The 12,923-nt window shown below is 65.0% G+C and carries 7 protein-coding genes; 6 read left to right on the forward strand and 1 reads right to left on the reverse strand.

Annotated elements, in window-relative coordinates; translation table 11 throughout:
- Positions 1-34: 34 nt before the first annotated feature.
- The 6 genes from QF046_RS14550 to brxL are packed head-to-tail and all read left to right on the forward strand — an operon-like array spanning position 35 to position 12,443.
- Positions 35-844, forward strand: coding sequence for a hypothetical protein (locus tag QF046_RS14550; RefSeq protein WP_307371126.1), 810 nt, complete (start codon positions 35-37; stop codon positions 842-844).
- Positions 841-1,398: a BREX protein BrxB domain-containing protein gene (locus tag QF046_RS14555; protein ID WP_307371127.1), complete on the forward strand. Its 558-nt coding sequence runs from the start codon at positions 841-843 to the stop codon at positions 1,396-1,398. Before QF046_RS14550 ends, QF046_RS14555 begins: the two co-directional genes overlap by 4 nt.
- Positions 1,395-4,850, forward strand: a complete 3,456-nt coding sequence (gene brxC, locus QF046_RS14560; protein ID WP_307371129.1) for a BREX system P-loop protein BrxC — start codon at positions 1,395-1,397, stop codon at positions 4,848-4,850. Before QF046_RS14555 ends, brxC begins: the two co-directional genes overlap by 4 nt.
- 2 nt (positions 4,851-4,852) lie before the next feature.
- The gene (locus QF046_RS14565; RefSeq protein WP_307371132.1) at positions 4,853-8,059 is read left to right on the forward strand and encodes an Eco57I restriction-modification methylase domain-containing protein; all 3,207 of its coding nucleotides are present in this window, start codon (positions 4,853-4,855) and stop codon (positions 8,057-8,059) included.
- Positions 8,056-10,389 (forward strand): BREX-1 system phosphatase PglZ type B, encoded by a 2,334-nt coding sequence (gene pglZ, locus QF046_RS14570; RefSeq protein WP_307371135.1) that lies wholly within the window; start codon positions 8,056-8,058, stop codon positions 10,387-10,389. The genes QF046_RS14565 and pglZ overlap by 4 nt, the downstream gene beginning before the upstream one ends.
- On the forward strand, positions 10,317-12,443 hold the full coding sequence (gene brxL, locus QF046_RS14575) for a protease Lon-related BREX system protein BrxL (protein WP_307371137.1): 2,127 nt from the start codon (positions 10,317-10,319) through the stop codon (positions 12,441-12,443). Before pglZ ends, brxL begins: the two co-directional genes overlap by 73 nt.
- Before the next feature lie 75 nt (positions 12,444-12,518).
- Here the strand turns inward: brxL and QF046_RS14580 are convergent, their stop codons facing one another.
- Positions 12,519-12,923 carry a hypothetical protein gene (locus QF046_RS14580; RefSeq protein ID WP_307371140.1) on the reverse strand — a complete coding sequence of 135 codons (405 nt, stop codon included), beginning with the start codon at positions 12,921-12,923 and terminating at the stop codon, positions 12,519-12,521.

Consider the following 12,923-nt stretch of genomic DNA (forward strand, 5'->3'; position numbering starts at 1 on the left):
GTACCGCATCCGGGGATTCCCCTGGGAGGTGCACATGGCCGGCGAGCGTCTGGTCAAATCGCGGCAGCGAGTCGCGGGCAAAAGTGAGACGGCGGAATTCGGAGACGTCGGGGGCACCTGCGTCCTGGGGTCTCTGCGAACGACTGCCAGCCACACCATCGGCATCCCTCATTTGGTTGAGCTCCTGCGTGAAGCACCGCCCGATGCGTCGGTGGAGCAGTACCGCGAGCTGGTAGTCGAGGATAATATCCTCGGTCGCCCGACCCGGGCTGGGCGGCAGCGGTCGTTTCGCCACCTGCGCGAGCTCTACCTCCTTGACTCGGCTCGCCCTGAGTTTGCGGCGCTACGGCACTTCTGGGATATCGATCCGTCGTCGCACCCGCTCCTGGCGGGGTTGCTGGCATTCACACGTGACGAGGTGCTCCGTGCCTCGTTCGCTGCGATCGCGGACCTCCCGGCGGGCTCGGGTGTGACGTCGGCAGACCTCACCGCCGCGGTCGCCGCGCAGTTCGGCAACGAGATGTCAGAGTCGACTCTCGGAAAGACTGGTCGCAACACTGGGGCTTGCTGGACCCAGACCGGTCATCTCGTCGGTCGAGCCAAGAAGGTGCGCACGGAGGTGGAGGCCCGCCCGGCCGTCATCGCGTATGCCGCCTACCTCGGACACGTCGCCGGCGGAAGTGGTCTCGGCGTCCTCGACAACCCATGGTCGAAGATTCTTGGGCTCGCTCCCGGACGCATCGTGGAGGCGCTGCGCGACGCGCACAACCAGGGCCACCTCAATCTGCTCGTCGCGGGCAACGTGGTCGATGTGTCCTTTCCGGCCCTCGGCGGTGCCGCATGAGCCGTGTGTCCGATCTCGTCGACGCGTACAAGGCTGAGTTGTCCCTGACGTGGAAAGACAACCTCTCCGGTGGCGAGCGGGTCTGGATGCTCGTCTACACACCAGAGTTCGAACGCCAGATCCGCCACGCCCTGCCGAATATGGAGTTGGCGACCACACAGGCAGGCCACGACTGGATCGTCCTCGATGTCACCGACGACTTCGGGCACTGGTTGTCGTCACACCGGCACGCGGAGGCGTTCTACGAGGAGCCGAGCGACCTCACGCCGTCGATCCTTGATCAGTTCGAGACGACACTGGTCGCGCGCATCCGCCAGGCACTTGAAGCGGCTCCCGCGGGCGCCGTCGTTTCGCTCGTCGGTATCGGCTCGATCTTCCCGTTCTTGCGTGCGTCGAGCGTGATCAAGTCCGTCGATTCTGCTGTCGCCGGCCGCCTCCTCGTGCTCTTTCCGGGACTTCACGACCCGGAGACTCACTCATTCCGCTTGCTCGACGCGCGCGACGGGTTCAACTACCGCGCCCGCGTCATCGATCCTCAGAAGGACCTCACGTGACGATCAACAATGACGTGTTTGTTCGGCACCCGCTGAGCTTCGAGATTCCGAACGACGGTGTCACCAACGTTGACCGTCCCGAGGACTCCAACCAGTGGGATGTCCTCAAGTACGAGCTCGAGAGCTTCGTCTGCGAGGGCGAGTACGAGCACGGCCTTCAGCGCATCCTTGATTCGTATGTCGGACACCGAAACAGGACGACGCAGCCTGCCGTGTGGGTCTCGGGCTTCTACGGCAGTGGTAAGTCACACCTTGTCCGTGTGCTTCAGCATCTGTGGGCCGACACGAACTTCCCGAACGGTGCGAGCGCGCGGGGCCTGACCAACATCCCGCAAGGCATCCAGGACCAGCTGGCCGAGCTGACCACGCTCGGCCGCCGGGACGGCGCCGCACCGTGGGCAGCCGCAGGTGCGCTCGACCGAAGCGGCGACAGCCTCAATTCGGTGTTCCTCTCCATCGTCCTCGGCGCGGCCGGGCTGCCTACGCGCGTCGCGCCTGCGCAAGTGGCTCTCTGGCTTGCAGGCAACGGGCACCTCGTCGCCGTCCGTGACCACATCACGACCAACGGTGGGGACTTCATCGAGGAACTTGGCGAGTACAACCTCAGCACGAGGCTCGCGAACGCCATCCTCGCCTCCGACACAGAGTTCGCCGCATCAGCCAAGGATGTGCGTGCCGCGCTTCGCAGCCAGTTCCCGCCGGACACGCGGTCGTTCTCCACTGACGAGACCGTCGCGCTGCTCAAGAAGATCCTTGAATACGTCGGCGGTGGTCAGATCTCTCCGTCGTTGATTGTCCTCGACGAGGTGCAGCAGTACATCAGCGGCGACGGCGGCCGCGCTATGGAGGTGCAGAACCTTGTCGAGTCGGTGTCCCGCGAACTCGATGGTCGCGTGCTGCTCGTCGCCACGGGGCAGCAGGAGTTGACGGCGGACGCGACACTCCAGAAGATCCAGGACCGCTTCACCGTCAAGGTCGTGCTCAAGAATCAGGATGTCGATGCCGTCGTCCGTCGTGTGCTGCTGAGTAAGGAGCCCGCGAAGAAGCCGGGTCTCGACAACACGCTCGCGTCCGTCGCTGGGCAGATTTCCCGACAGCTCATCGGAAGCAGGATTCAGCACACCGCGGAGGACGACAAGGACCTCACCGAGGACTACCCGCTGCTTCCTGTGCGGCGTCGATTCTGGGAAAGCGTGCTCCGTCAGGCCGACGCCGGCCGCGCCGGACAGCTGCGCTCCCAGCTCCGGATCGTGCACGAGGCGAACCGTAAGGTTGCGCCCGAGTCGGTGGGCACCGTGGTTGGTGCGGACTTCCTCTACTCCCAGAAGAATGAAGACTTGAACGGCGCGGGGCTGCTCCTCAAGGAGACGCAGACGCTGATCCACGAGCAGTGGCAGAAGAACGCCCTGCGTGGGCGCGTCCTCGGCCTGATCCATCTCATCGGTCTGCTCCCCACCTCGGGGCACGGGGATATCGGCGTGCGCGCCTCGGCAGACCATCTCGTCGACCTGCTCGTCGAAGATCTCGCCCACGATGGCGAGAGGCTTCGGCAAGAAGTGCCTGCCGTGCTCGAAGCGCTCGCTGAAGAAGGTATCGTCCAGCAGGACGGCGAGGAGTTCCGTCTTCAGACGAAGGCGGGCCGCGATTGGGACGAGGCGTTCCGCAGGCACCACGCCCAGGTCACCGACAGCGAGGTGAGCACCGAGCGTGATTCGCTGTTGCTCTCGGATATCGGTCGGTCGCTGCCCGCTTCGATCCAGCAGGGGCGCGCCAAGGAATCGCGCAAGCTTGCCCTGCACGCCGATGCGTCGCTCCCGCCCGACTCCGAGGCGATCCCGGTGTGGCTCCGCTCAGAGTGGGACGAAGGAATCACGGCGAAGCAGTTCGATGAGGCCGCCCGCAGCCTTGGTGTCGACTCGCCGATCATCCTCGTCCACGTCCCCCGGTTCCAGGCCCCCGCGTTCGCCGCGGCGGTGCGCAACAAGCTCGCTGCACAGCGAGTGATCGACCAGCAGGGTATTCCGCAGGACGATGAGGGCAAGCAAGCCAGAAGTGCGATGCAGACCCGCCTCAACCGTGCAACTGACCAGGTGAACGCCCATGTCCGCGACATCATCTCCAAGGCGAATGTTCTTCTCGGCGGCGGGACGGCGCCCAACGGAATCAGTCTGCGTGAACGGATTGAAGCTGGCGCTCAGGACGCCGCGACGAGGCTCTTCCCGCGGTTCTCTGAGGCAGACGACAATCGCTGGACGCAGGTGATCGACAGGGTCAAGAGAGGGTCGGCAGCAGATGCCCTTAAGGCTGTTCAGCACGATGCTGACCCTGAGCAGCATCGCGTCATCAAAGAGGTGCTCAGCCACATCGGCTCGGCTGGCACCTCCGCGAACGACGTCGAGAAGGCCGTCACCGCGAAACCGCTCGGCTGGCCGAAGGATGCGCTTATGGCCGCCCTCGGTGTGCTCCTCGACACCGGAGTGATCCGAGCGACGCTCAACGGCAGCGACGCGACTACGGCCGACGTGCTCAAGCAGACCCGTCTCGGAAATGTCCAGCTCCGACGCGAAATAACAGTGCTCAAGCCAGCCGAGAAGATTCAGGCGCGGCAGGTGCTGAGCACGCTTGGGTTCCAGACTGACAACGATGGACTCGTTTCGGCGGCTGAGCAGGCCGTAAAGTCGCTCGTTCAGCGAGCGAAGGACGTCAGTGGACCCGCACCGCTCCCGGACGTCAGCTTTCCGAGCAACATCCAGGTCATCATCAGTAGTTCCGGCAATGACCGTGTGCATGCATTGCTGGGCGCGAAGGACGAACTCACGAGCTTCAACGACAGGCTCGCGGAGCTTGAGCGCCGCAGCAAGAGTCGAACCACAGCCCTGGCGCTCGCGCGCTCGCTCGCCACCTCTTCTATCGGATTAGAGACCGCGTCAGCCGTACGCAACCGCCTCGACGCACTGGTCGCAAGCCGTGATCTGCTCGCCGACGCCGACCCTGTCGTCCCGATCGTCAAGGACCTGGCTGACGCGCTTCGCGACGCGATCCACTCAGCCGCGGGCGCGTTGAGGGACGCCCGCAAGCAGGCTGTCGAAAGCCTCGAAGCGCAGTCCGTATGGAAGCCGCTTGAACAGCCGCAACGCGCGTCGCTCCTCGCGGACCATCACCTCACTGCGGAGCCGGAGCCCAACCTGGCCGATCCCTCGGCTGTACTGGCGGCGGCGCAGGCGCGACCTCTCCATGGGTGGACCGCCGAACTGGACGCGATCCCGCAGCGTGCATCTCGCGCTCTGGAGGCAGCCCTGCGGCTCATGACTCCTTCGGCGAAGACCGTCACGGTCACCGTCTCGACTGCGAGCCTGAACAGCTCGGACGAGGTCGAGCGGTACATCGACGAACTGCGGTCGCAGCTTCTCGAAGCCCTGAGCAGCAATGACACCGTCGTGGTGAAGGGCTGATCATGACCGAAGCCACGATTACCGTCCTGAATTCCGACCAACGGCGCTTCCTCGATGCCCAGACGCAACGCGCCCGCGAGGCGGCAGAGCGCGCAGCCGAGGACGCCCTGCGCGCGCTCGCGGTCGGTGAGCCGAGCCGGCCTGACTACCTGAGCGAGGAGCAGAACGGGCTTCGCCTGGCGCTTCGGGACAAGGGCCGGCAACTCGGCGACGACACGTCGCGAGCGGGCGCGCCCCTCACAAACCTCGTTCATGACGTCGCCTATGAGCAATGGCACCGCTTGCTGTTTGCGCGCTTCCTGGAGGTCAACGAACTCCTGCGGCACCCCGAGTACCGCGACATCCCGTTGTCGTTGGAGGACTGCGGCGATTTTGCGCTCGACCTCGGCGAACCCGACGCGTGGGCCGTTGCCGCTCGCTTCGCCTCGGAGATCCTGCCCGGTGTCTTTCGCCTGACCGACCCTGCGGTAAAGGTGCGATTCGCGGCTGAGCACCGGACCGCGCTGGAGCGCTTGCTGCTGGAGATCCCCGCTGAGGTGTTCACGACCGAAGACGCGCTCGGCTGGGTGTATCAGTTCTGGCAGACGGCCGAGAAGAGGCGGGTGAACGACTCCGGGGTCAAGATCGGTGGCGCCGATCTGTCTCCCGTCACGCAATTGTTCACTGAGAACTACATGGTCCGCTTCCTGCTGGAGAACTCGCTCGGCGCATGGTGGGCGGCGCGGCACCCCAAGTCGCCGATGGTCGATACGTGGGAGTACCTCCGCCGCAATGAGGACGGCACTCCCGCCGCGGGCTCGTTCAGCGGCTGGCCCGAGCATGCGGCCGACGTCACCGTGATGGACCCCTGCTGCGGCTCGGGTCACTTCCTCGTTGCCATGTTCGGGATGCTCTGGCGCATGCGCGCCGAGGAGGAGGGGCTCACACCGGCCGAGGCACAAGACGCCGTCCTTCGCGACAATCTTCACGGCCTCGAACTCGACCCGCGCTGCACCCAGATCGCGACCTTCAACGTCGCGCTGGAAGCGTGGAAGCAAGGCGGGTTCCGTGATCTTCCTGCGCCGCAGATCGCCTGCTCAGGCGTCCCTGTTCGAGGGACGTTGACCGAGTGGGAGACGCATGCTGGCGATGACGCGGAACTCCGCGAGGTTCTCGGACGGCTCCATGCCCTGTTTCAGAACGCAGACACGCTAGGTTCCCTGATCGACCCCCGCCCCACGACTGGCGGCGATGCGTTGTTCGGCACCGACTTGACGATCGCCGCGAGCGGCGACTTGATCCGCGCAGCCCTCGGTCGCGCGCTGGCTGGCGAGAGCGAAGCGCGGTCAGTGCTCGCCCACGTGGCCGACGACGTCGCCCACGCGGCAGCGTTGCTATCTCGTGGTTACACGCTCGTCGCCACCAACCCGCCCTACCTCAAGCGCGCATCCATGGACTCGCGGCTTCGGGCTTACATTGATGCCCATCACCCGCGAGCGAAAGCAGATATCGCGACTGCGTTCATTGAGCGCGCACTCGGATTCACGGGCGTAACAGGGACCCTTGCAATTGTGTCACCCCAGAATTGGCTTCTGCTCACCTCGTATGCGGACTTCCGAGCGCGACTGCTCGCCGACCGACAGTTCGAATCCGTGGCGCGACTCGGATCCGGGGCCTTTCGCCAGATCTCCGGCGAGGTCGTCAAGGTCGCACTCACGATCCTGAGTGGCTGTCAGTCCGAGTCCGATCACACGATCACTGGTGTGATGGCTCACCGGGTAGACGGCGTCAACGCGAAGGCTGACGCACTCCGGCGCTTCGCGCTACTCTCACCCGTCCAAGGCGAGCAATCCAACAATCCGGACGGGCGTATCACTCTGACGCGGATCGAGCCAGGACAGTTGTTGAAGGAGAGAGCCTCTGGGCTGCAGGGGATCGCCACCGCAGACTACCCGCGATTCGGACGCTGCTTTTGGGAACGTCCGATGCCACATTCCGACTGGGAGCTGCAACAGAGCACGGTGTCTGAAACTGTGCCGCATGGGGGACGTGAACACATCGTCTGGTGGGAGAACGGACGCGGAGCGCTGGCTAACAGCGACCAAGCGCGAATCCAGGGACTGGCAGCACTAGGAAAGCGTGGTATCGCGGTTTCTCAGATGGGAGCGCTTCCGGTGACTCTCTATACGGGCGAGCTGTTCGACAACAACACTGCCGTCATCATGCCTCACAACCAGGAGGATCTGCCCGCGATTTGGGCCTATTGCTCGAGCGCCGAGTTTGCGGAGGACGTGCGGGACGTCGACGATGCCCTGAAGGTTACGAACGCAACCCTCGTGAAGGTGGCGTTCGATCGCGAACGCTGGCAGGCGGTCGCCGGAGCGGCCCGACCAATTCCTGTTCCGAGTTCGGACGACCCCACACAGTGGATCTTTGATGGTGCGGTCACCCCATCAACGCACCCGCTCCATGTCGGAGTCGCCAGGATTCTCGGCTACCGCTGGCCCGAGCAAGTGCCGGACTCTCTCGATGCTCTGGCGGACCGAGATGGCATTGCGTCTCTCCAGGCGCTCCCGAGTGAACCTGAGCTGGCTACGCGGCTACGCGAAGTCCTTGCCGTTGCGTACGGCAACGAATGGTCGAGCTCTACCGAAAGAAGACTCGTGGTTGAGGCTGGCGGCAAGAACGGGCGCCTTGAGGACTGGCTTCGTGACCAGTTCTTTGCTCAGCATGTGAAGCTCTTCGACAACCGCCCCTTCCTTTGGCATGTCTGGGATGGTCGGAAGGACGGATTCTCGGCGATCGTCAACTATCACAAGCTCGACCGGCGGACGCTGGAGAAGCTGACCTTCACATCGCTCGGATCGTGGATCGACCGGCAGAAGCACGAGGCGCGCGCGGAGCGAGCAGGTGCAGATGCGCGCCTGACCGCAGCCGAGGATCTCCAGCGCAGGCTCAAGCTCATCCTCGAAGGAGCGCCGCCCTACGACATGTACGTCCGATGGAAGGCGATGGCCGAGCAGCCGGTTGGGTGGGAGCCCGACGTCGACGACGGCGTCCGCCTGAACATCCGTCCGTTTGTGACCGCTGATGTGCTTCGCACGAAGGTCAACGTGCACTGGCGGAAGGACCGCGGCGCAAATCCGGATGGGTCCGAGCGGCACAACGACCTGCACCCAACGCTCGATGAGCGCCGTGCAGCCCGGAAAGCTGCGGAGGCAGCCGAATGACGCTTGTCCGTGCCATAGTCGCCAAGGCCCTTCGTGATGCCGCGGCCTTCAACGCGGGGGCGAACTTTGCCCCAGCAACTGTTCTGTGGGCCGACCCCGAGCGCACATGGGAGCCGCTGATCCGCAGCCTCCAGGAGGCGGTGCCCATCCTCGTCCTCGGCGAGTACGACCCCGCAACTGCGCAGGGCCCGGCGCTCTGGCTTCGAGCCGTTCTTGCCTCGCCCGAGTCAGCGGAACTACCGTCTCATCTTGCCGTGCGCGATGAGCGCAACCCGTGGGTGATCTATTTGCCGGGCTTCAGCCGAAGTTCCGTGGCTGAGGCATCGGCTCTCAACGACTCGCTCGCGCCGCTCGCGGAGGTCGCGATCCGCTCCAACTGGTGGCCATCCGCTCACGGCCAGACACCGTGGACGCCGCACTCGTTCCTCTCGTCAAAGCAGGGTGCCGGGCTGGACATTGCTGGTGACGCCGCGACAAAGGCGGCCCTCACGCAGGTACTGGACAAGTTCCTCTTCGAGGACATCGATGACGTCAAGCGCATGGGGCGTCTAGACTCGTCGCGCCTGCACCACCTCGTGCTCGATGACTCGGTGCGCACCCTTCTTGAATGGATGGATGATCCGGTCACCGTACGAAGCTCACTTGAGGGCGCGCGATGGCAGGCACTCACCGCCTCCTGCAAGTCCGTCTACGGTTTCAGCCCTGAGAAGGACGGCACGCTCACTGCTGCCAGCAAAGTCGGAAGCCGGGCTGGCGAGTGGAGTGCGGTTTGGCAGCGGTTCGCGGAGAATCCCGCCCGCTATCCGAACATCGCCAACCTCCTCGATCAGGCACGCCCCTCTGTCGTGCCGCTATTTGGAGACACCGACCCGCATCCTGACTCGTGGCCCTCATGGAATCGCGACCAGGAGGAAGCCTTGCGGACTGCACTCGGTGCGCTCGCGACTCACCCGAACCCGAACGATCGGGTCAACGACCTAGCTGCCGCACACGCGGGGCGGGAGGACAACGTCTGGGCGGCCCTCGGGCAGGCACCGCTCGCGCGGGCCGTAGGCCACCTCGCCGAACTGGCAGACCGCGCGACGACCGCCACACCTGCGACAGACCTCAAGACTCAGGTCGCCTGGTATGGCGAGGAAGGGCACGTTATCGATGACCTCGCTCTGCGAGCGATCGCGGCGGCGAAGACCGCACAAGACCGGGCAGCAGTGGCCACTGCGCTTGGCGCGCTCTACGACCCCTGGGTGGACGAGTCGGCGCGGGTCTTCCAGAAGGCGGCAGTGACCAATTATCACGGGCGAACCGGCCTCGACATCGGAGCGGGAACTGCTGTCGTCTACGTCGACGCGCTTCGCTTCGACCTGGCTACACGCGTGGCTCGGCGGTTGTCACCGCTCGACGCCGCTGTAGAGACTCGGTTGGCCGCATTTCCCAGCGTGACCCCGACCGGGCAGCCGGCGGTCGCCCCCATCGCGATCACCATGGGCGGCGGAACCGCCTTCGACGCCGCCGACGACCAGGGCCGATCCCTTAAGGGCGCCGTCCTGCGTTCGGCACTCGCGAGTGCGGATGTTCAGTTCCTTGAGTGGGACGCCGCCGAGGTCGGCGACCCGAGAGGAAAGGCGTGGACGCAGACGAACTCGATCGACTCGCTCGGTCATTCGCACGGACACGCGCTCGCGGACCTCGTCGAACAGCAGCTCGACCTCGTTGCAGAGCGCGTTCGCGGGCTGCTAGACGCTGGTTGGAAGAAGGTCGTCATAGTCACCGATCACGGGTTCCTCTTGCCCGGCCAGGCAGCACAGAAAGTCAACCTGCCGTTGCACGTCACGGAAGGGGACGCTGCGCGCAAGCCGCGTGTGGCTCGGTTGAAGGCCACGGCGGCGCGCCCGGACTTCCCGATCCTGCCATGGACCTGGGACCCGGCCGTCGACATGGCGAGCGCGCCGGGAGCTGCTGCGTTCGAGGCGGGCCGCCTCTACGAGCACGGTGGTTTGAGCCTCCAAGAGTGTGTGATCCCCGTCGTCACGGTGACGCGTGGCGATACGGCCGTTGCGCCCGTCCAGGTTGAGGCCGTCCGGTGGACCGGACAGCGATGCCGCCTCGACTACAGCCCCGCGGAGGCCGACATCGTCGCCGAGATCCGGCTCCGCCCCGCCGACGCGTCAAGTGTCGTCGGCGGTCCGAAATCGCCCACGGAACCGGGCGAGGCCAAAGTGCTCGTCGACGAGGAACTGGCCCCCGCTGGGGCTGTCGCGTGGGTCGTGCTTCTCGACCCGAACGGTGGGGTTCTGGCCCAAACACAAACCAAGGTAGGAGGCGCCGAATGACCGAGGCGATCACGCTCGATGAGATCGACGAGATGGCAGCATCGGCCTTCGAAGGCTATGTCGTCCGCAAGGATCTCGCGCGGCAGTTCAAGGGTGCTTACCCGGTCCCGACGTACGTGGGTGAGTTCCTCATCGGACGCTACTGCGCCACGACCGATCCCGACGAGATCGAAGAGGGCCTCCAGGTTGTGCGACGTCTGCTCGCCGACCGCACCGTGCGTGCAGGCGAGGAGGAGTTGTTCAAGTCGCGCGCTCGCGAACGCATGACGATCAAGCTCATCGACCTCGTCAAGGCTCGACTTGACGCAAAGTCGAACGCCTACGTCGCCGAATTGCCGAGCCTTGGGCTCCGCGACGTGCGCATCGACGACGCCGTCGTCCGCGACAACGAGCGCATGCTCACCGGTGGCTTTTACGCCGAGGTTGATCTGTTCTACGACGCTGCGATCGCGGAGGAGAACAACGGCAAGCCCTTCGCCATCGGCTCGCTGCGCCCCATTCAGCTCTCCACCCGTGACTCACTCTCGCGGCTGGCCGAAGGACGCTCACGGTTCACGACCCAGCAGTGGAAGCACCTGCTGCTTCGATCGGTGGGATTCGAGCCCGCGCAGCTCAGCGACCGCGCGCAGGACGTTCTACTGCTTCGGATGGTTCCGTTCGTGCAGAGAAACTTCAACATGGTGGAACTGGGACCGCGTGGCACGGGCAAGTCGCACCTGTTCCAGCAGGTATCGCCGTACGCGCATCTGATCTCAGGCGGCAAGGCGACCGTCGCCCGCATGTTCGTGAACAACGCGACTGGGCAGCGCGGCCTCGTCGCGCAGTACGACGTGGTCTGCTTCGACGAGGTTTCTGGCGTCTCCTTCGATCAGAAGGACGGCGTCAACATCATGAAGGGCTACATGGAGTCGGGCGAGTTCTCCCGCGGACGTGAGTCCATCCGTGCTGACGGCTCGATCGTGTTGGTCGGCAACTTCGACGTTGATGTCGCTCATCAGCAGCGCATCGGCCACCTGCTCTCGCCCCTGCCGCCGGAGATGCGCGACGACACCGCGTTCATGGACCGCATCCACGCCTACCTGCCCGGCTGGCATGTCCCGAAGCTCAATCCCACGTACTTCACCCACCACTTCGGGCTCGTGAGTGACTTCCTATCCGAGTGCTGGTCGCGACTCCGGGACCAGTCGCGGCTTGCGTCGATCCAAGGTCGCGTGAACTACTCCGACGCGTTGTCTGGCCGTGACCTCTCGGCGGTGAACAAGACCGTCGACGGGCTGCTCAAGTTGCTGTACCCCGACGCGGAGTCCGCCATCGCCGACGAGGACCTCGAATGGGCGGTGCGCATCGCGCTGGAGTCCCGTCGTCGCGTCAAGGAGCAGCAACGGCGTATCGGTGCTGCCGAATTCCGCAACACGCAGTTCGGCTACCGCCTCGGCGAGGGGGTCGAGCAGTTCGTCTCGACCCCCGAGTTGGCGAGTCCCGACTCCATTGGCATCGACCCGCTGCCGCCAGGTCAGGTCTGGGCTATCTCCGAAGGCAGCGGCGATGCCGGCCCGGGGCTTTACCGGATCGAGGCCGCTGACACGCCCGGCTCGGGCGCACGGGGACTGCTGAACCAGGCCGCGCCTGCCACTCTCCGTGAGAGCTTCAAAGTCGCCGAGCAGAACCTCGTCGCTCAGGCGAGGCAACTCGTGGGCGACCGCGACCCTCGTGAGCACAACCTGACTGCTCAGGTCCGAGCCCTCGATGCTGCCAAGACCGGCGACGGCCTCGGGCTCCCGATTCTCCTCGCACTTGCCTCCGCAATGCTTCAGCGGTCGGTGCGTGGTGGGCTGATCGCGGTCGGTAATCTGTCCCTCGGTGGCGGGGTCGAGACGGTGCTGAATGCCGCGACCCTCGCCGAGCATGCGATGGAGAAGGGCGCCTCCGCTCTGCTTCTGCCGGTGTCCGCGCGCCGTCAACTCCTGGACGTCAGTGACGAGGTCGCGACGAAGGTCTCATTCATCTTCTACAACGACGCCCAAGATGCCTTAGTTAAGGCCCTCGACGAGTAGTTCCATTGTCCCGCGACGCGCGTACAGGCCCCAAGAGGCGGACTGGATCATGCACGTCGCGCTGTCCAAGGCCGCCTAGGGCGCATTGAGATTCTTGCGCCTCAGTCCGCCCTTCCCGAGGGACATGACGAACGGCGGCTGAGCGGACGCCATACGATGGATTGGCTTCTCGAACTCGAGGCACAAATCACCCATCTGCGTGGCGGTGAGGTTGCCGTTCGCGAATGCGATCGCACGGGCATCGTGCATGTAGATCGCGAGCGCTTCGAGGGGGCGTGATGCGATCCTGTGGTCCTTGGCCAGCAGAACGAATCCTGACGCCGTCCCGGAAGCGATCCACTCCTCATCCGACATCGCCTGCGCTCTTGCGTCGCCGAATTCCTCGGCCAGTGTGCGGGCGTCCCAGCCTGCATCCCGAAGCCTCGCAATCAGCAACCGCCCGCCCAGTGAGCGGTCAAGCAGAAAGCGGGCGGCGGTCAT

It is taken from the genome of Microbacterium sp. W4I4 (assembly GCF_030816235.1).
Classification (GTDB): Bacteria; Actinomycetota; Actinomycetes; order Actinomycetales; family Microbacteriaceae; genus Microbacterium.